The 19,588-nt window shown below is 67.3% G+C and carries 16 protein-coding genes and 1 pseudogene; 4 read left to right on the top strand and 13 right to left on the bottom strand.

Going from position 1 to position 19,588, the window contains the following annotated elements:
* Position 1 precedes the first annotated feature (1 nt).
* The 7 genes from deoC to C9E82_RS12915 are packed head-to-tail and all read right to left on the bottom strand — an operon-like array spanning position 2 to position 7,532.
* Positions 2 to 943 carry a deoxyribose-phosphate aldolase gene (deoC, locus tag C9E82_RS12885; protein ID WP_119896575.1) on the bottom strand — a complete coding sequence of 314 codons (942 nt, stop codon included), beginning with the start codon at positions 941 to 943 and terminating at the stop codon, positions 2 to 4.
* Positions 940 to 1,632: a DUF1523 family protein gene (locus tag C9E82_RS12890; protein ID WP_119896576.1), complete on the bottom strand. Its 693-nt coding sequence runs from the start codon at positions 1,630 to 1,632 to the stop codon at positions 940 to 942. The genes deoC and C9E82_RS12890 overlap by 4 nt, the downstream gene beginning before the upstream one ends.
* A 13-nt stretch (positions 1,633 to 1,645) precedes the next feature.
* Positions 1,646 to 1,927: a hypothetical protein gene (locus C9E82_RS12895; protein WP_119896577.1), complete on the bottom strand. Its 282-nt coding sequence runs from the start codon at positions 1,925 to 1,927 to the stop codon at positions 1,646 to 1,648.
* A gap of 6 nt (positions 1,928 to 1,933) precedes the next feature.
* Positions 1,934 to 3,325 (bottom strand): DUF6638 family protein, encoded by a 1,392-nt coding sequence (locus C9E82_RS12900; RefSeq protein ID WP_183154074.1) that lies wholly within the window; start codon positions 3,323 to 3,325, stop codon positions 1,934 to 1,936.
* Between the two features lie 28 nt (positions 3,326 to 3,353).
* Entirely contained in the window at positions 3,354 to 5,279 is a 1,926-nt protein-coding gene (locus C9E82_RS12905) for an AAA family ATPase (protein WP_119896578.1), read from the bottom strand.
* A gap of 39 nt (positions 5,280 to 5,318) precedes the next feature.
* Positions 5,319 to 6,452 (bottom strand): hypothetical protein, encoded by a 1,134-nt coding sequence (locus C9E82_RS12910; RefSeq protein ID WP_119896579.1) that lies wholly within the window; start codon positions 6,450 to 6,452, stop codon positions 5,319 to 5,321.
* Between the two features lie 6 nt (positions 6,453 to 6,458).
* Positions 6,459 to 7,532, bottom strand: coding sequence for a hypothetical protein (locus C9E82_RS12915; protein WP_119896580.1), 1,074 nt, complete (start codon positions 7,530 to 7,532; stop codon positions 6,459 to 6,461).
* A 109-nt stretch (positions 7,533 to 7,641) separates the two neighbouring features.
* On the opposite strand from C9E82_RS12915, the gene C9E82_RS12920 reads away from it, so the two are divergent.
* On the top strand, positions 7,642 to 8,919 hold the full coding sequence (locus C9E82_RS12920) for an acetylornithine deacetylase/succinyl-diaminopimelate desuccinylase family protein (protein WP_119896581.1): 1,278 nt from the start codon (positions 7,642 to 7,644) through the stop codon (positions 8,917 to 8,919).
* A 31-nt stretch (positions 8,920 to 8,950) separates the two neighbouring features.
* Complete coding sequence (locus C9E82_RS12925) at positions 8,951 to 9,874, top strand: cation diffusion facilitator family transporter (protein ID WP_119896582.1); 924 nt, start codon at positions 8,951 to 8,953, stop codon at positions 9,872 to 9,874.
* 7 nt (positions 9,875 to 9,881) lie between these two features.
* On the opposite strand, the gene C9E82_RS12930 is transcribed toward C9E82_RS12925, so the two are convergent.
* A complete protein-coding gene (locus tag C9E82_RS12930) occupies positions 9,882 to 12,263 on the bottom strand; it encodes an ATP-dependent helicase (RefSeq protein WP_119896597.1) in 2,382 nt (793 codons plus the stop codon).
* A gap of 160 nt (positions 12,264 to 12,423) precedes the next feature.
* Between C9E82_RS12930 and C9E82_RS24515 the strand changes: the two genes are divergently transcribed.
* On the top strand, positions 12,424 to 12,591 hold the full coding sequence (locus tag C9E82_RS24515) for a hypothetical protein (protein WP_170161972.1): 168 nt from the start codon (positions 12,424 to 12,426) through the stop codon (positions 12,589 to 12,591).
* A 4-nt stretch (positions 12,592 to 12,595) separates the two neighbouring features.
* Here the strand turns inward: C9E82_RS24515 and mtaB are convergent, their stop codons facing one another.
* Together mtaB and dapF are read right to left on the bottom strand one after the other, a co-directional pair.
* Entirely contained in the window at positions 12,596 to 13,864 is a 1,269-nt protein-coding gene (mtaB, locus tag C9E82_RS12935; RefSeq protein ID WP_119896583.1) for a tRNA (N(6)-L-threonylcarbamoyladenosine(37)-C(2))-methylthiotransferase MtaB, read from the bottom strand.
* On the bottom strand, positions 13,861 to 14,700 hold the full coding sequence (dapF, locus tag C9E82_RS12940; protein ID WP_119896584.1) for a diaminopimelate epimerase: 840 nt from the start codon (positions 14,698 to 14,700) through the stop codon (positions 13,861 to 13,863). The genes mtaB and dapF overlap by 4 nt, the downstream gene beginning before the upstream one ends.
* A gap of 440 nt (positions 14,701 to 15,140) precedes the next feature.
* On the opposite strand from dapF, the gene C9E82_RS12945 reads away from it, so the two are divergent.
* Positions 15,141 to 16,208 (top strand): integrase core domain-containing protein, encoded by a 1,068-nt coding sequence (locus C9E82_RS12945; protein ID WP_119896585.1) that lies wholly within the window; start codon positions 15,141 to 15,143, stop codon positions 16,206 to 16,208.
* Positions 16,209 to 16,491: 283 nt separating this feature from the next.
* Here the strand turns inward: C9E82_RS12945 and C9E82_RS12950 are convergent, their stop codons facing one another.
* From C9E82_RS12950 to C9E82_RS24790, 3 genes and pseudogenes are all read right to left on the bottom strand, one after another.
* Positions 16,492 to 17,805, bottom strand: coding sequence for an McrC family protein (locus tag C9E82_RS12950; protein ID WP_119896586.1), 1,314 nt, complete (start codon positions 17,803 to 17,805; stop codon positions 16,492 to 16,494).
* On the bottom strand, positions 17,805 to 19,373 hold the full coding sequence (locus C9E82_RS25370) for an AAA family ATPase (protein WP_205962116.1): 1,569 nt from the start codon (positions 19,371 to 19,373) through the stop codon (positions 17,805 to 17,807). Before C9E82_RS25370 ends, C9E82_RS12950 begins: the two co-directional genes overlap by 1 nt.
* A gap of 3 nt (positions 19,374 to 19,376) precedes the next feature.
* Positions 19,377 to 19,588 (bottom strand): annotated as a pseudogene (locus C9E82_RS24790) (DUF3883 domain-containing protein); the annotation flags it as partial.

Here is a 19,588-nt window from a genome sequence, read left to right on the forward strand (position 1 = left end):
CTCAGGCTATGGCTTGGCGATGGGCGCCGGCATAGCGGCCCGTCACATGATGGCTGATCTGGCGCTCGATATCGCCCAGGAGGCTGGAGGCGCCGATGCGGAACAGATCGGGCGCCAGCCAGTCGCGGCCCAGTTCCTCGGCCATCAGCACCTGCCAGTTCAGCGCGTCCTTTGCGGTGCGCAGCCCGCCGGCGGGCTTGAAGCCGACGGCATGGCCGGTCCGCGCGCGATAGTCGCGGATGGCCCGGCACATGACCAGCGACACCGGCAGGGTGGCGTTCACGCCCTCCTTCCCGGTCGAGGTCTTGATCCAGTCCGCCCCCGCCTGCATCGCGACATGGCTGGCCTTCGCGACGTTTTCCAGCGATTTCAGGTCGCCGGTCGCCAGGATCGCCTTCATCTTCGCCGCGCCGCTGGCCTCGCGCATGGCGCGCAATTCGTCATAGAGCGCGGTCCAGTCGGCGCGCAGCACATGGGCGCGGGTGATGACGATGTCGATCTCGTCGGCACCCTGGTCGACGGCATAGCGGATCTCGGCCAGGCGCAGGTCCAGGGGCATCAGCCCGGCGGGAAAGCCGGTGGCGACGCTGGCGACCGGCACGCCGGAATTGCCAAGCGCGCGTTTCGCCGCCGCCACCATGGTCGGATAGACGCAGACCGCGCCGGTGGTCAGGCCGGTGACGCCCAGGGCCGCCAGCAGGTCGGGGGCGACGGGCTGGCGCGCCTTGGCGCACAGCCGGGCCACCCGGTCGGGCGTGTCGTCGCCCGCCAGCGTGGTCAGGTCGATGCAGCGGATCGCGTTCAGCAGCCAGGCCGCCTGGTGGTCCTTCTTCAGGCTGCGCCGCGCGGGCAGGGTCGCGGCGCGGCGCTCGGCGGCGGGGGTGTTGATGCGGATGCCGTCAAACCAGTCAAGGCGCAGGTCGGTGCCGGGATTGCGGGTCATTTGCGCGGCTTCCCCCTCCAGGTGCCCAGCCAGCCGCGGAAGCGGCCGCGCGCCTCGGCGGTGCTGTCCGAGACGCGGTCGCGGGCGGCATCCGCGCGCGCCTCGACCCGGTCCCAGCCTTCGTCGACGCGGCGCACGGCGGGCTCGATGGTGCGTTCGTGGAACTGCGCCCACATCCGCCACAGCAGCGCCAGGAACAGCAGCAGCACCACGCAGGTGATCGACGCGGCCCAGTTGCGCGGCCGCTGATCCGGCCCGGCCAGGGTGTCGATGGCGATCGCGTTCGGATAGGCGGTCAGCCAGGGCAGCCGCCAGCCATAGGCGGTCACGCTGACCCATTGCGGATCGCCCGCCGCGGAACGCAGGTTGGTCGCCTCGGCATGCAGGTTGGCGCTGTCGTATTTGAAATAGGGCGGCCAGATCCAGCCGGTATCCTCGTTGCGATAGACGAAGACCTTGCCGTTCGGGCGCACCGTCTCGATGAAGCGCACGTCGCGCTGCCCGGCGGCGTTCTGCACCGTTCCGGTATCCTCGGAGGCGTAGAAGATCGCGTTCGCGCTGCTGATCGGCGTCACCCGGTTATAGGTGTTCGAGATCCGCACCGTGTTCTTCGAGGGCAGCGCATAGTCCAGAAACAGGAAGACCACGACCCCCAGCAGAACCCCCAGAACGACCTTGACATAATGCATGATGCGGCGGCTCCTACTGCCAGTTGACCATGACGACGATCGCCATGATCGCCGCCGTCGGGATGACGAAGACCAGCCAGATCAGCCTGGACTTCAGCGATTTCTCGAACCCGACCATCGACTTGCGGACGAATTCGCGCCGGGCGGGATTGTTCCCGGCCATCTCGGGATGGCGGTCGTCCCAGATATCCTCCAGCTTCTCGCGCCGCAGCGAGCGGATGTAGATCCGCAGCAGCAGGAAGAACATCACCTCCAGCAGCAGGACCAGGACGATCAGCCGAAACAGCGCCGCCACGTCAGCTCACCCTCCCCAGGGTCCGGCCGGGCGCGGCAGCCCGGTCTCGGACAGGTTCACACGCGGCAGGCTAGCACGGGGCGGCCCCCAGGGACCAGAGCGCGGCGGGGCTGGCGCGTCGGGTTCCGCCATGTCGGGTTCCGCGCCGAACAGCGCGTCGCGGGTGCCCTGCTTGTCGATCTGGTATTCGCGTGCCAGCACCTCGGCGACATAGATGCGCTTGGGCTCGTCCCAGGTCTGGTAGAGCCGGTAGAACAGCGGCTTGTGGGTGATGAACAGCTGGCGCACGTCATGCGGCGCCAGTTCGGACAGCAGCCGGTTGACCAGGTCGCGCGCCGGGCCCGGCACCGCGCGCAGGGCGTGGAAATAGGCCGGGTCGCTGCTGTCGATCACCGGCCAGTCGCCGCCCTGCTCGGCATAGCGCAAGAGCGCCGAGAGGCCGCGGATCTCGGGCGGCAGCCCGCTGCCCATCCGCGCCGCCGCGCGCCGCAATTCGCCCCGGCTGCCCTGCCCGGTATCCAGCCCCAGCCGCGTCGCCGCGTCGACCAGCACGAAGTCGATCTTCTGGCGCAGGATCGGTGCCGCATCCGCGCCGCGGGCCGAGATGATCGGCTCGGCCAGGGCATTGCGCGCCAGCCAGGCGGCGATCTGGTGGCGCTGCTCCAGGTCCAGCGAGACGAAGCCCGGCACCTCGGCCCGCTGCGCCGGATCGGCGAAGATCATCGCCGGTTCGCGCGCCGAGCGCAGCACGTAGACGCCGCCGAAATCGCCGGTCCAGAAATCGGGGACCGGGAAATCGGTATGGTCCAGCCGCACCGGATGGCGCAGCACGTCGCCCGATTTCTTCGCCTGCTCGATCATCCGGGCGATCAGCACGTCGTCCCACCACGCATCCTTGTGGTTGCGGAAGGTGTCGATCATCGCCGCCAGCCGGTCGGCCTCGGCGACATGGTTGCCGGTGGTGTCGGCGCTGATGCGCAGGCTGCGGATCTGGGTCAGGTCGGCGGGCCCGTCCAGCTGCCAGACATGGTCGTCGATCTCGCCCACCACGGCGTCGCGCGCGGTCAGGCTGAACAGCTGGCTTTCGTTCTGGGTGATGAAGCGGCGCAGCACGTCGCGCATCACCGACAGGTCGGCCGCCAGCATCGGCGCGGTCTTCTGCTCGGTGGTCAAGAGGATGAACTGCCGGGTGCCGCCATCGGGCGCCAGATAGTCCATGTCGCCCAGCTCGTCTCCGATCTCGGGCGAATGGCCGGTGATGTCGATGTGGAACTCGTCCAGCGCGGTCCTGTGCCCGGTCAGCTTCTCCAGCGCGCGATTGTACAGCTGGATCCAGGCGGCGGAATTCACCCGGACCAGGTTGCCGAACATCAGCCCCTTCTCGATCAGGCGTTCCATGGCCCGGCCCCCCTGTCCATCATCCCGCTCATCCCCGCAGCTCGAAGCGCCGCTTGGCCTCGGCCATGCGTTCCATGTTGCGCACCGCCTCGTCGATGGCGGCCTCGTCGGCGCCCTCGGCATAGCGGAATTCGCTGTCGGCATAGCGGTTGATCTCCTGCACGACCATCTGGACCGTCACCGGCTTGCGCAGCGCGTCGATCATCTCCAGCTTGCGCTGGTAGGGCTGGTGCAGGAAGGGCTCGGGCCGGTCGAACCATTCGTCGGGCATGTCGAAATCCATCGCGCGCGCCTTGACGGCATCGGTGATGTTCTTGACCGCGCGGCCGGTGAAGCGCGGCTCGGCCTCGGCGATGGCGTGCAGGTAGCTGCCCAGGTCGGCCAGCGTCTCCAGCGCGCCGAACTGGCGGTTGACCTGGTCGAAGACCTTGACCAGGCCCGGCTCGGAGGGGCGGGAATGGCCCGCATAGCTTTCGGCCACCGCGCGTTGCAGCGCCTGAGCGCGCATCAGGTCGTGATCGCCGACCGGGATGTCGTGGCGCCGGCCCAGAAGCAGCGCGAGGATGTCGATATAATCCGCCTGCGTCCTCGGCCCGTCGATCAGGAAGCGGGCGGCGGCACGCTGGCGCAGGGCGTCGTCGATATTCTCGGCATGGTTGGAAAACATCCCGAAGGTGCAATTGCCGCGCACCACGGTCGAGGCGCCGGCGAAGGCCTCCATCAGCACCGCGGTGATCTCCTGCTGGCCCGAGGAGGACTGCCGATCGCCGCGCCGGCCGGCGATCTGGTCGATGTCGTCGACGGTGCCGAAGCCGATCACCGCCGGGTCGATCACCGCGTTGACGAAGGCGCGGGCGTTCTGGCCGGACTTGCCCTGGTAGCTGTCGATATTGTCCACCGACAGGTTGCGATAGCGGAAGGGATAGCCCGCCACCTCGCAATAGTCGTTCAGCATCCCGGCCATCATCTGGATCAGCGTGGTCTTGCCGGTGCCGGGCCGGCCGTCGCCCAGGAAGGTGAAGACGAAGCCGCCCAGTTCCACGAAGGGGTTCGTCTTGCGGTCGAAGTCATAGGCGACCATCATCCGCGCCAGCCGCATCGCCTGGTGCTTGGCGATGGCGTTGCCGACCACCTCCTCGGGCTTCTTGAAGCTCATCGACAGGGGGGCGCCGCACCCCTTGGCGGCGGGGGCGAAGCCGGCGATGGGGAAATCGTCCTCGGCCACGCGCCAGCTGGCGCCGGTGAAGGCGGCGATGCGGGCGGCGTTCTCCGCCCGCGCGGCGACGGCGGTGGACAGCGCCTCGGCCCAGGCGATGGCGGTGGCGATCAGCGTCTTGTCGTCGCGGGCGTGGCGGGCAAGGTTCTGGTCCAGCTCCCACAGCGCGCCCTGCAGCGCGGTCAGCGGATTGTCGGTCAGGATCTCGTCGGCGCTGACGCCCTCGACGGTCTCGGGATCGGCATGTTCGGCCAGAAGGAAGGCCACCGCATTGGCGCAGACCGACAGCGCCGCCAGGGCCTCGACCGCCAGAAGCTCGGCGAATTCACGGTGGCGGTCGGCGGGCAGGCGGCTTTCCAGGTTGATCCGCTTCAGCTCCACCGCGCCCGAGCGCGCCGCGACCTCGTCGGCCACGGCCAGCGCGATGGCGATGGCGCGGCGCAACACGCGGGCCATGGTCGCGGCGGCCGGGGTCAGCAGGTCGTCGCCGCCGGCATTCTCGATCCGTTCCAGCAGATGCACGCCGTCGGCGCGCAGCTGCGGCCGCGCGGCCAGCCCCGGCGTGGTCGGCCGGAAGCGCGACACCGCCGGGATGCCGGGCGAGCGTTCCGCCGCCTGCGGCGCGGCCTGCTGGCCGAAGCGCGGCGCGTGGTCGAAGGCCGTCAGCAGCGACAGCGCCTGCGGGTAATAGCCGCGGATCTCGTCCTCGGGCAGTTCCATCTCGTTGCGGGCGTCCATTCAAATCCCCTTGCGTCAAATCGAAATCGTCAAAACGGCTCAGCGATAGCCCGAGACCCGGCCATCGGGACCCGGCACATATTTGCGGATGTCGCGAAACCCCGGCGGGGCCAGCGCCACCAGCGCCTGATAGGGCCGCTGCGGCAGGACCAGAAGCCGCGTGGCCCGGCTGGCGCCCTGCCCTGCCCCGCCCCGGTCCAGCGGGTCCAGCCGGAACACCTGCCGTTCCACCACGCCGAACAACCCGCTGGGTTCGACGGTGGCGCGTTCGGCCTGCAATTCCTCGATGGTCATGGCCATCGCCCAGTCCTCGCCCGCCGGCGCGGCGGCGTTTTCCAGCACCTGCCGGATCGGGCCTTCCTGCATGGTAAAGCCCTGCGAATAGACCGGGCCCAGCACGATCCGCCGCAGCCGGCGCGGATGCAGCGTGGCGAAATCGCGGTCGAAGCCCTGGGCGATGGTCAGAAGCTGCAGCGAGGTCACGGATTGCGCCAGCAGATGGGCGCGCACCTCGGGCCAGCGGCGGGCATCCTCGGTCAGCGGGCGGCGGCCGCTGTCGTCGACATCCATCAGATACAGCACCGGCACGTTCAGCTGGCTGTCATAGACCGCCCAATGCAGCAGCCAGCGCCGCCTTTCCCTGTCGCTGCCCGACACCCAATAGCCCTGCGGATGCATCTGCGGCCAGAACAGCCCGCCCCCTTGCAGCATCTCGTAGTAGAGCCGCTGCGACAGCGCGTATTGCAGCCGCGTGGGAATGGTCAGGTCGCCGACGATCTGGCGGATCATGTCGTCCTTGATCGACTGGCCCGAGGGGCTGCGCGCCAGTTCCTCGGCCGCCTGCGCGGCATCGGCGGCGGTCTGGGCGATCTCGGACCAGACCGGAAAGCCGGATTCGTGGATGTCGATGGTCACATGGCGGCGCAAGGGCCCCTCGATCCGCCCGGCGATCAGGTATTTCATCGCCAGCGCGTCCAGCGTGACCTTCAGCGCGTCCAGATAGCCGCCGATGACGTCGGTATCCAGGCGGGAGATCAGCCCGTCGCGCACCATCTCCGACAGGGCGGCCGGCAGCAGCCCCGCCACCTTGCGCGTCTGGGCAAAGAAGGCGCGGGCCGTCGCCTCGTCCTCCAGCGCGCGGTGATCCGCGTCCAGCGTTCCGGTCCGGCTCACGCGCGCCTACCCGCCATAAAGGTTGCTGTCATGCTTCTTGACGATCTCGGCGAAGCGGCGGGCGAAGCGTTCGTCGGCCTTGGCCTTTTCCTCCAGCACCTTGCGGGCGAAGACCATGTGGTCGCCATGGGCCTCCAGCATGTCGGCCATCCGGTCGTTGGTCGCGGTGCCGATCGCGGCCATGGCGGCCTGCGCCTCCTGGTCGGTCTTCACGCCGATCTCGTTGATGCGGTGGGCGACGTCCTGCTGCTGCGCGGTCTTCAGCGACTTGGTCAGCGCGTCATACAGCACCACCCGCTGGCGCGTGTCGGTCTGCAGCTTGTTGATCAGCACCATCTGGGTCGCCGCCTGGTTCTGCAGGCTGTCCACCCAGGTCTTGCCGGCCTCGATATAGCGTTCCAGCGTCTGCGAGCGCGCCAGCGCGACCTGTTCCTGCTGCACCAGCTCGTTATGGTCCTTGTTGGCCAGCGCCAGCTCGCTTTCCAGCTGGGTGCGGGCGCTGGGATCGGTGGTCGCGGCGATCCGGTTCTCCAGCTCGATCAGCTTCGGATCCATCGCGGTGATCTTCTGGCGCAGATCCTCCAGCGTGGCGACAGCCTCCTCGCGCTCGGACAGGGTGCCGACCAGGTTGGCCTCGACCCTGGCCTTCTGGTCGTTCAGCAGGTCAAGCTGGCCCTGCAGCAGCCGCGTGATCGTGTCGGATTTCGAGATCAGGTCCTGCAGCTTGTCGTCGATGCTGGCCGCGCGCAGGCGTTCCTGGCGCATCGCCTCGGACTTGCCGCTGGCGAAGATGCCGACGATCTTCTCCCACCCGGTCTTGCTGCGCAGATCCTCGAAATCGCGGGAAAAGCCGGCGGTCACGTCGTCCAGGCCCATGATCAGCTCGGCGATATTGGCGTTCATCGCCTCGGTATGGGAGTGGACATCGGCCAGCGTGGCATTGGCGACGTCCAGCGGCAGGTCGGCCACGTCGGCCCGCGTCGTGACACGGTCCAGCGCGGCGGTCATTTCGGCAATCTTTTCCTGCGCCAGATGCACCTGCTTCTGGCTGTCGGTAATCTGTTGGTCCAGCGATGCCATTGCGGCCTCCCGATAATTGATGCGCGAATGTTAGGCGCATGAACGGGCGGCGCAAGGGGCGCGGCGCGATTGCCTTGCCAGGCCGCATCCCGCGGCCTAGCCTGCGGCCATGAACGCGCTGAAATCCGCCATAGATGCCCGCCGCGACGCGCTGGTCGCACTGACCCAGGACCTGATCCGCATCCCGACGCTGAACCCGCCGGGCCGGCATTACCGCGACATCTGCGACTATCTTCAGGCGCGGATGGCGCCGCAGGGCTGGGATTGCCAGCTGATCCGCGCCCATGGCACCCCCGGCGACTGCGAGGAATTCCCGCGCTGGAACATCGTCGCCCGCCGCAAGGGCGCGCGGGACGGCGATTGCGTGCATTTCAACAGCCATCACGACGTGGTCGAGGTCGGCCACGGCTGGACCCGCGACCCCTTCGGCGCGGAACTGGAGGGCGACCGCATCTATGGCCGGGGCGCCTGCGACATGAAGGGCGGCCTTGCGGCCAGCATCATCGCCGCCGAGGCCTTCGTCGCCACCCATCCCGACCACGCCGGCAGCATCGAGATCAGCGCGACGGCGGACGAGGAATCGGGCGGCTATGGCGGCGTGGCCCATCTGGCGCAGCAGGGCGCCTTCGCCCATGTCCAGCACGTCATCATCCCCGAGCCGCTGCACAAGGACCAGATCTGCCTTGGCCATCGCGGCGTCTGGTGGGCCGAGATCGAGACCCAGGGCCGCATCGCCCATGGCTCGATGCCCTTCCTGGGCGATTGCGCGGTGCGCCACATGGGCGCGGTGATCGCCGAGATGGAGGCCGCGCTGTGGCCGCTGCTGGCCGGCAAGCACACCCAGATGCCGGTAATCCCGGAAGGCGCTCGGTCCTCGACGCTGAACATCAACTCGGTCCATGGCGGCGCGGCGGAACAGGCGGCGGATTTCACCGGCCTGCCCGCCCCCTGCGTGCCCGACCGCTGCCGCATCGTCATCGACCGCCGCTTCCTGATCGAGGAGGACCTGGCCGAGGTGAAGGCCGAAGTGACCGCCCTGCTGGAACGGGTGAAGGCGCAGCGCCCCGGCTTTTGCTACGAGGTGCGCGACCTGTTCGAGGTGGTCCCCTCGATGACCGGCAAGGACGCCCCGGTGGTCCGCACCACCGCCGCCGCCATCCAGCGCGTGCTGGGCCGCGAGGCGGGCTATGTCGTCAGCCCCGGCACCTATGACCAGAAGCATATCGACCGGATCGGCAGGCTGAAGAACTGCATCGCCTACGGGCCGGGGGTGCTGGCGCTGGCCCATCAGCCCGACGAATGGATCGGCGTCACCGACATGCTGGACAGCGCCAAGGTCATGGCGCTGGTGCTGGAGGATCTTCTGGTCGGGCCGCAGGACGGCTAGAACGGGCGAAACCATTGCAAGGGGAACCCTGATGCACACCGAACAGGGCGTGCTGCGCCTGTCGATCATCGTCACCTTCGTGCTGGCCCTGTTCGGCGTCGGCTTCGGGCTGTGGGCCGGGTCCTTCTCGATCGTCTTCGACGGGGTCTATTCGCTGACCGACGCGGTGATGACCATGGTGGCGCTGCTGGTCTCGAAGCTGATCACCCAGTCGCTGGCCGAACGCACCCGCGCCCGGCTGGTGCGGCATTTCACCATGGGCTTCTGGCACCTGGAGCCGATGGTGCTGGGGCTCAGCGGCTTTTTGCTGATCGGCGCGGCGGTCTATGCGCTGATCAATGCGGTGGGCAGCCTGATGACCGGCGGGCGCGAGCTGGCCTTCGACCTGGCCATCGTCTATGCGGTCATCACCCTGGCGGGCGCGGTGGGCATGGCGATCCTCGGGACGCGGGCGAACCGCACCATCGGCTCGAACTTCGTGGCGCTGGATGCCAAGGCCTGGGTGATCTCGGCCGCGCTGACGGCGGCGCTGCTGATCGCCTTCGTCTTCGGCTGGCTGATCCAGGGCACGGCGCTTGAATGGCTGTCGCCCTATGTCGACCCGGCGGTGCTGGCCATCGTCTGCCTGGTGGTGATCCCGATGCCGATCCCCACCGTGCGCCGCGCGCTGGCCGACATCCTGCTGGTGACGCCCGCCGACCTGAAGCGCCATGTCGACCGGGTCGCCGCCGACATCGTCGCGCGCCACGGCTTTCTGGGCTATCGCGCCTATGTCGCCCGCGTCGGGCGCGGGCGGCAGATCGAGCTTTACTTCATCGTGCCCACCGGCCTGCCGCCGCGCCCGCTGGAGGCATGGGACCGGCTGCGCGACGAGATCGGCCAGCAGATCGGCGGCGAAAGCCCCGACCGCTGGCTGACCATCGCCTTCACCACCGACCTGGAATGGGCGGAATAGCCGGGCCTCAGAACGGCACGTCGCCGTCCCCGCCGACGGGATGCACATAGGCGGCCTTGATGGTCTTGAAGCCGCCCGCGTCGAATTGCACGGTCAGCGTGTCCTCGGCGATGCCCATGACCTTGCCCTCGCCGAATTTCGCATGGGCCACGCGGTCGCCGACGCTGAACCGCGCGGCGGGCTCGGCGTCGATGATGACCGGCCGGCGATGGACGGGCGCCTTGCGCTCGGCCGCGCGCGCCTGCATCCGCTTCCAGCCGGGCGAGTTGTAGACATCGGCCCTGGCGGCGCGTTCATACATCGCATCCGAGGGGTTCGCCCCCGCGAAGGCCATCGCCGCGCCATAACCGCCCCCGTAGAGGCCGGGCGGCGTCAGCACCTCGACATGCTGGCTGGGCAATTCGTCGATGAAGCGCGAGGGCATCGAGCTTTGCCATTGCCCGTAAAGCCGCCGGTTGCCCGCGAAGCTGATCGTCGCCAGCCGCTCGGCCCGCGTGATGCCGACATAGGCCAGCCGCCGCTCCTCCTCCAGCCCGCGGGTGCCCTGTTCGTCCATGGCGCGCTGGTTGGGAAACAGCCCGTCCTCCCATCCCGGCAGGAAGACCACGGGAAATTCCAGCCCCTTGGCGGCGTGCAGCGTCATGATGCTGACCTCCTCGCCCGCCTCGCCCTCGTCGCGGTCCATGACCAGCGCGACATGTTCCAGGAAGCCCTGCAGGTTCTCGAATTCCTCCAGCGCCTTGACCAGTTCCTTCAGGTTGTCCAGCCGCCCCGGCGCATCGGGCGACTTCTCGTTCTGCCACATGGCGGTATAGCCGGATTCGTCCAGGATCCGCTCGGCCAGTTCCACATGGGAGACGGTGCTGTCCAGCGCATCGGCGTGCCAGCGCCCCACCGACGCCACGAATTCGCGCAGATTGGCCAGGCCCTTGCCGGTCAGGTGGCCGTCCTGAACCACGATCCGCGCGCCTTCCAGCAGGCCGACGCCGTTCTGCCGCGCCACGCCCTGGATGGTCTGCAAGGCCTTGTCGCCAAGGCCGCGCTTGGGGGTGTTCACGATGCGTTCAAAGGCCAGGTCGTCGGCGGGGCTGACCACCAGCCGGAAATAGGCCATCGCGTCGCGGATCTCGGCCCGCTCGTAGAAGCGCGGCCCGCCGATCACGCGGTAAGGCAGGCCGATGGTCATGAAGCGGTCCTCGAAGGCGCGCATCTGGTGGGATGCGCGGACGAGGATCGCGATGTCGTTCAGGCTGACCCGACCCAGCGCCGCGCGATGGCCGCCCTGGAAGGCCTCGATCTCCTCGCCGATCCAGCGCGCCTCGGCCTCGCTGTCCCAATGGCCGATCAGGCGCAGCTTCTCGCCCGGCTCGGCCTCGGTCCACAGCGTCTTGCCCAGCCGCCCCTGGTTGGCCGAAATCAGCCCCGAGGCGGCGGCCAGGATCTGCGGGGTCGAGCGGTAGTTCTGTTCCAGCCGGATCACCTGCGCGCCGGGGAAATCCTTCTCGAAGCGCAGGATGTTGCCGACCTCGGCGCCGCGCCAGCCATAGATCGACTGGTCGTCGTCACCCACGCAGCAGATGTTGTGATGCCCCTGGGCCAGCAGCCGCAGCCACATGTATTGCGCGATGTTGGTGTCCTGGTATTCGTCCACCAGGATATAGCGGAACCGGTCCTGCCAGCCCTTCAGCACGTCGGGATGCGCCTGGAACAGCATCACGCAATGCATCAGCAGATCGCCGAAATCGACCGCGTTCAGCACCAGCAGCCGCTGCTGATAGGCCGCATAGAGCCGCCCGCCCCAGCCGTCGAAGGCCGAAGCCTCGCCCTTGGGCAGATTGGCGGGCGTCAGGCAGCGGTTCTTCCAGCCGTCGATCAGATGCGCCAGCTGGCGCGCGGGCCAGCGTTTCTCGTCCAGGTTCTCGGCCTGGATCAGCTGCTTCATCAGCCGGACCTGGTCGTCGGTGTCCAGGATGGTGAAGCTGGGCTTCAGGTGCAACTGGCCGTCGCCGATCAGCTCGGCATGGCGGCGCAGGATCTTGACGCTGATGGAATGGAAGGTGCCCAGCCAGGGCATCCCCTCGACCGTTTCGCCCAGCAGCCGGGCGATGCGGTCCTTCATCTCGCGCGCGGCCTTGTTGGTGAAGGTGACGGCCAGGATCTGGCCGGGCCGCGCCTTGCCCAGCATCAGCAGATGCGCGATCCGGGTGGTCAGTGCCCGCGTCTTGCCGGTCCCCGCGCCCGCCAGCAGCAGGACGGGGCCGTCCAGGGCCTCGACCGCCTCGCGCTGCGCCGGGTTCAGCCCGTCCAGATAAGGCGCCGGCCGCGCGGCCAGCGCCCGCTGCGACAGGGGCACGCCATCGAAATCGTCGGAATCGTCCAGAAGCTCCATGGCCACAACATAGACGCCGGGGCGCGGCAAGGAAAGCCCGCGTTCACTTTCTGTTCACAATCCGGCCAGCCCTTTGCGGGCCGGGGAACCCGATCCCCCCTTCAAGCGTCATTTTCCATAACCGGCCGATGATGGCCGCAATGACAATGGGGAGGTTCCGATGAAACTGATCTCGATTCTCGCAGCCCTCGGCTTGACCGCGACGCTTGCCGCCTGTGGCGATTCGCCTGCCGGACGGGCGGCGACGGGCGGCCTGGGCGGCGCGGTGATCGCCGGCCCCGCCGGCGCGGTCGTCGGCGGCACGGTCGGCGCGGCAACGGCAGAGTAAGCCGCTAGGCCACCAGCCGGGCGCCGTCATGGCCGCTGATGCGCAGCTCCATCAGCGATCCCTCGGGCTGGTCCTCGGCAAAGCCCACTTCGGTGAACTGTTCGGTGCGGCCGAGGCGCGGGCCTTCGGTCAGCACCCGGTGGGTGCGGCCGACCTGCGCCTCCAGGTGACGGCGCAGCGCGGCATCGCCGGCGGCGCGCAGCCGGGCGGCGCGGTCGCGGATCACCGGGCCGCGCACGGCGGGCATCCGCGCGGCCGGCGTGCCCTTGCGCGCGCTGAAGGGGAAGACATGCAGGAAGGTCAGCCCGCAATCGCCGACCAGCTTCAGGCTGTTCTCGAACATCGGCTCGGTCTCGGTCGGGAAGCCGGCGATGATGTCGGCCCCGAAGACGATGTCGGGGCGCAGCCGCCGCGCATCCTCGCAGAAGCGGATCGCGTCGTCGCGCAGGTGGCGGCGCTTCATCCGCTTCAGGATCATGTCATCGCCCGCCTGCAGGGACAGGTGCAGATGCGGCATCAGCCGCGGCTCGGTCGCGATGGCCAGCATCAGGTTCTGGTCCGCCTCGATGCTGTCGATGCTGCTGATCCGCAGCCGCTGCAGGTCCGGGACCAGGCGCAGGATGCGCATCACCAGATCGCCCAGACGCGGCTGGCCCGGCAGGTCGGCGCCCCATGAGGTCAGATCGACGCCGGTCAGCACCACCTCGTTGAAGCCGCGCCCGACGAGGCGCTTGATCTGCTCGACCACGACGCCGGCGGGAACGCTGCGGGAATTGCCGCGGCCATAGGGGATGATGCAGAAGGTGCAGCGGTGATCGCAGCCGTTCTGGACCTGCACATAGGCGCGGTGCCGGCCGAAGCCGTCGATCAGGTGGCCCGCCGTTTCCTTGACCGACATGATGTCGTCCACGCGGATCTTCTCGGTCTGGCCGATCAGGTCGGGGGCGCGCAGGCTTGAGGCGCGCAGGCCGGCCCATGTCTGGGGCTGCATCTTCTCGTGATTGCCGATGACGCGCGTGACCTCGGGCATGGCGGCGAAGGTCTCGGGCTCGGTCTGGGCGGCGCAGCCGGTGACGATGACCGGGGCGCCGGGGTTTTCGCGCGCCAGCCGGCGGATCTCCTGCCGGGCCTTGCGCACCGCCTCGGCGGTCACGGCGCAGGTATTGACCACGACCGCGCCGGACAGGCCGGCGGCGTCGGCCATCTCGCGCATCGCCTCGGTCTCGTAGGCGTTCAGGCGGCAGCCGAGGGTGGAGAAGACCGGTGCGCTCATCCGTTCAGCCATTCCTCGGTGAAGCGGCCCGAGAAGACATGCGCGGTCGGCCCCTCCATCCAGACGCCGTCCTCGCGCCAGTCGATGTCCAGCACGCCGCCCGGCACGTTGACCCGCACCCGCCGTCCGGTCAGCCCGCGCCGCGCCGCCGCCACCGCCGCCGCGCAGGAACACGACCCCGAGGCCAGCGTCGCCCCCGCGCCGCGTTCCCAGATCCGCAGGGTGATTTCCTCTGGCCCGAGAACCTGCACGATCTCGACATTCGTGCGCTGGGGATAAAGCGGGTGATGTTCGTGGAGCGCGCCGAAGGCGGCCAGGTCGATGGCGGCCGCGTCAGGCACGAAGAAGGTCATGTGGGGATTGCCCATGCCGGTCGCGACCGGGTCGCCCTCGACCGGCAGGTGCAGGGTATCGACATCCTCGGCCAGCGGGATCGCCTGCCAGTCCAGGACCGGAGGGCCCATGTTCACGCGGGTCCTGCCCTCGCCCGCGTCCTCGGCCGCAAGGATGGCGTGATCGGTGCGCAGGCGCAGGCTGGTGCGGCCGGTCTGGTCCATCAGGTGGCGCGCGATGCAGCGCGTGGCATTGCCGCAGGCGGCGCTGCGAGAGCCGTCGGCATTCCAGAAGACCAGCCGCGCATCGGCCTGCGGGTCCTCCTCGATGGTGGCAAGCTGGTCGAAGCCGACCCCGCGATGGCGATCCGCGATGCGCATGACCAGTTCCGGCGCCAGGGGCTGCCCCCCGGCGCGCAGGTCGATCACCACGAAGTCGTTGCCCAGCCCATGCATCTTCATGAAGCCCAGGCCGTTTGAGGAATGCCTGTCCATGGCCGCCATATAGGCCTGTCCACGGCGTTCCGCCAGTAGCCTTGTCCGACTGCCTGAGGCGGCCCGCGCCGCTTCGCAACCGGAATGGCAAGGCGGAAGCCCGGCCGAGGCAGCGCATGGGTGGTGCGGGTTTGGTGATGGATGGCGGAGGGGATGGGTCTGACGTCGAACCTTCTCCACCATCTAAGTAATTGTTTTATATGGCGCGGATGATGGTTTGAATGGTCGTCTGGTTCAGTCGCGACTAACAGCGAAACGGATGACTGTGGTCCCTATGCTCTCATGCGGAGATCAACGGCCCCGTCCGCTGCGGCGCGCCGTGGATTCACGACGGCCATTGTCCGTCCCGCGCGTTTTTGGCCTTCCTGAGCGGGGTGCCAAAATGTAGGCAAGTCTCATCGCATTGACATGACGGCAATTTTTTAAGGGCCGTGGTAGGGTCCGGCAAGATGAATTCGACGTTTTCCCTCCTTCTGGTCTTCCTGACCCGGCTCTTCATGCCGCGGCACAACGCGCAGATGCGGCTGCTCAAGGCCCAGATCCATATTCTGCGGACCCGCATCCCGGCGCAAAGGATCATCCTGTCGCCCGCCGAGAAATCCGAGCTGCTGCGCATCGGGGCCGAGTGCGGGCACGATATCGAAGGGCTCATGGAAGTGGCCAGGCCCGCGACCTACAAGCGCTGGCTCGCCCAGATGCACAGCGGGCGCCCCTTCAAGGCGGTGGGTAGGCCGCGTCTGACGCAGGAGCTGCGCGATGTCGTCATCCGCATCGGGTCGGAAAACCTCCTCTGGGGTTACAAGCGGATCGCCGGGGAACTGAAGAAGCTCGGGCTTTACGCCGGCACCAATTCGGTCAAGCGCATTCTCAATGAGGCGGGCATCCACCCGAGCCCCGAGAAGCGGAAGAAGAAGCCGGCCCTGCCGTGGACCACCTTCGTCAAGGCGCATATGGAAAGCATGGTCGCCTGTGATTTCTTCACCAAGACCGTGTTCACCGCGCGCGGGCCACTGACGGCCTATGTGCTGATCTTCATCCATCTCGGCAGCCGCCGCGTGTTCTGCAGCGCCCCGACCTACGCCCCCGACTCGGCATGGGTGACGCAGCAGGCCCGCAACACGCTGATGTGGTGCGCTGAGCAAGGGATCACGCCGCGCTTTCTGATCCGCGACGCCGACACCAAGTTCAGCGCCAGCTTCGATACCGTCTGGGCATCGGAAGCTGCTCGGGTCATCCAGATCCCGCACAGGGCGCCAGATGCCAACGCCTTCGCGGAATCCTTCATCGGCACCATCAAGCGCGAATGCCTGGATTTCTTCGTCTGCTTCAGCCGGTCTCAGCTCGACTACATCCTGCGCACATGGGTGCGCCATCACAATGTCGAGCGTCCCCATCGCGGTCGGGACATCGGGAACAATGTGCTTCAGGTCGATTTTCGTCCCCCCCGTGACGGCCCGATCCGCTGCCGGCGCCAGCTCGGCGGCATCATCACGTCCTACACGCGCGACGCGGCATGATCCGTGGTTCGAGAGCCAGCGGCAGAAAGCTTGACGGCTTTGACGCCGAGGGTAATGCAGGTGCTTGCAGCGGCGGGCGATCCGGGGAACTTAGAGATGCTTGCCCCGGTGTCCCCGCCGGATCGACCACTTCACCGATCACGCTGCGGTCACGCCAAACCGGATGGCGCCGTCCTGATGGTCGGCGGTTGATGACCGTCGTGCCAGTCGCCACAGACCGGAGGGGTGGGCTGCCACCCGGCCATTGCCTGGAGTCAATCGGGTAAGACGGCTTCGACCACGGTCAAACAATGGCGTCGACCATGGCGTCATCGCCGATAAGCAGTTGCCGAATGCGATCAAGCATATTCTTACTGTTCGCCACGTCGATGCTCGCGGTCTCCAGAATAGTGGCATGCCCGGTAATCCGATGGCGGGCGTGAATCACTTCGTCGGTTCCGAGTCCAGGGTGATGGGGATAGAGCAGCGTCAAGCGCGGCGCGCGATAGAGCTGCGCATAGGCCATCATCTGATAGACGTCGGCCTGCGAGACGCCTTGTTTGGGGTCATCGATCCGTGAGGATATCCGCTTCCATTTGGTATCGATGACATGGGTTACTGTGCCGCCCCTGCGGATCAGGATGTCGGGTTTGGTCTGGAACAGCCCGCGTTCGCTGTCCTGCGCGCTCAGACAGAACAGGCGCCCGCCCTGCAGCGAGACGGTGAGCCCGGTTCCGGCCAGCGCGCGGGCGATCAGCCGCCCGACATATTCTTCGAACAGTGCGTTCATCTCGAACAGCATCGCGGTGCCCTGGCCCGTCCCGCCCGTCGTCGTCTGGTAGCGGTCCTGAAGGAAGAGGCGCGCCATAGCGAACAGATCCTGCCAGGACTGGTTGGTGCGGTCGATGATGACCTTATCCCATTGCAGCCCCGGGACCGGCACATCGGCGATATCGGCGTAAACAAAGGCGAGTTCGCGCAGGCGCTGCTGGTTGGCGCTGCGCCGCGAGAGACGCAACAGGCGGACCACTGCCGCCTTCATGATCCGATTGAGCGGGGTGTCTTCGGAGAGAAGATCGAAGCGGCAGGCGAGGCGCGAAGGATTGACCGCATGACGGGTGAACTGGCGGGTAATGTCGAGCTGACCACGCAAGGTCGGCAAGTCTTCTTCACGCCCGACATAGCGGCGTGGCATGCCCTTGCGCAGAGCTTCGATCAGCTTGTCGCAAAAGATGCGGATCAGGATTTCCAGCAGGGTCTCGCGCTGCCAGGCGAGATCGGTGATGACGCCGAGGTCGATCTTGAGATCGAGCGCGACGGCGAGCATATGCACCAAGCGTTTGCGGATTGCCGCGTTCTGGTGAGCGGGTGTTTCACCGGGCGCCACATCGATCTTGGGCAAGATCTCCAGGCTCGCATCGCCTGCTGCGAGAATCCCCACCACGCCGCGGGCACGCAACGCATGCCGGCCATGCTCGAGCACCCCGCTGCCGCCACGGCCGGCGAAGGCCGAGCGGGCCGCCAGCCCCGCCAGTCGGTCGGCATGGTGAGCCGGGATCTGACCCTCGGCCTCGCCATAGGCGAGCTTGTCCCATTCGCGAACCGTGTAGGCGGACATCAGGCTGCGAAGTCCGAGAAATCGAAGCTGGCCTTCACGCTCCAGCGCAGCTTGTCCCCGCCCAGTTCATCATCGGCAAAGCCGGCCGGCGCCGCCAATCGTCTGGCTTCGAGAAAATGGGAGCCATTGGCGCCATCGCCATCGCCAAGCACGGCGGCGACCTTCGACCAGTCCTCGTAAAAATATTCCGCCAGAAGCGGGATGACCTTGTGGCGCATGACGTTCTCGACATCGGCGCGACTGCGGCAGCCGGTGAAATAGGCATGTCCGATCTGGTGTTCGCGATCGAAGAGATATTCGATCCGCTCGTTGACTGTGTGCAGCAGCTTGCACAGATCGACCCCATCGAGATTTGCGGCATCAAGCTGCCGCGCCGCCAGCGCCCGGCGCAGTTCTTCAACGTCGGGCATCAGCTCGCGGAAGGTGAAGCGGCGGCGCAAGGCGGTGTCGAGCAGGGCAATCGAGCGGTCCGCCGTGTTCATGGTGCCGATGATGTGCAGGTTAGCCGGCACGCCGAAACTCGTCCCCGAATAGGGAAGCCGGACCCTGACTTCGTTTTCGCAACCGAGCCGTTTGTCGATCTCGAGCAGCGTGATCAACTCGCCGAAAACCTTGGAGATATTGGCCCGGTTGATCTCGTCGATGATGAGGACATGCGGCCGCGCGCTGGCCACTGGCCGCTCGGCATTGGGATCGATCACCACCGCTTGCAGCGCATCCCAGTCGATCCGGTTCGGATCGAGCCGATAGGCCGACTGACGGCGGAAGTTCCGGGCGTAGAATGGTGCGCGCTCCGCTCCGTTGTCATCTCGCCAGATCCATTCGACGCTGCGCCGGTGTGGATGGAAATCGGCATCGGCATCAAAATAATACTCGCCGCTCACCCGTCCGAAGGCACGATAGCTGTCGCGGCCATCGGAGATGACGACATAGTCGCCGACCTGAAGACCGGAGCGGAACGCGTAGAGCATCTCGATATTGGGATCCTTGCCCGATGCGTCAGGATCCTTTTGCTCATTCCACGCCTTCCTGATTTCTTCGAAATCGTCGAAGCGCTCTTCCGACCAGTCGATATCGCCGCCCCAGCCGAGATGGATCAATCCGCCATCGAGGCCTTCGCGGATTCGATCTTCCTGGCTGCCGCGCTGGCCGAGCGCGATCTTGTAGATCGAACGCAAACGGTCGAGGCGCTTGGCCGGCGCATCGCCGGTGTCAAGCCGTGCTCTCTCGCTAACGATCTTGAACACACCGGCGTGGGACTTGAGGCTGAAGCCGCCCGACCTGCTGACGCCCTCGTCGTCACCTTCCTGCTCACTCCCCGTCGTCGGCCGCAGCCCTTCGACGAAATCCTCGTAGGAAAATGACTGGTGAAAGGTGACGAACTCGATCCGACCTTCGCCGGCAAGACGCCGATATTCGACCATCAGGGTGTCGCGATCATCTCGCAGCGGTTCGGCTACGGCATCACCCAGGCAAAGCCGCACGGCCTCCCAGGCCGTGGCGTAGGTCTTGCCGGTCCCCGGCGGGCCGTAAAGGATGAGATTAGTGGCAACGGGCATTGCGGTCATGGGTTCAAAGGTCACCCACCTGACCTTGCGCGCAAGATCGTCGCGGCCCGCTGATTTCAGGGCTGCACGTTCGTGCGCCAGCACGCGTTCCTCATCGGCACGGCCGAGGGCGCGGTTTCGCTCGTCTCTTGCCGCGACATCGAATTTGCGGGCGATGTGCAGCATCTGCTCCAGCTCCTGAGGAGGCGGCTGGTTCGACAGCGTGGGCGGCGGCC

This window comes from Paracoccus sigandri, from assembly GCF_003709565.1.
Lineage (GTDB): Bacteria > Pseudomonadota > Alphaproteobacteria > Rhodobacterales > Rhodobacteraceae > Paracoccus > Paracoccus siganidrum.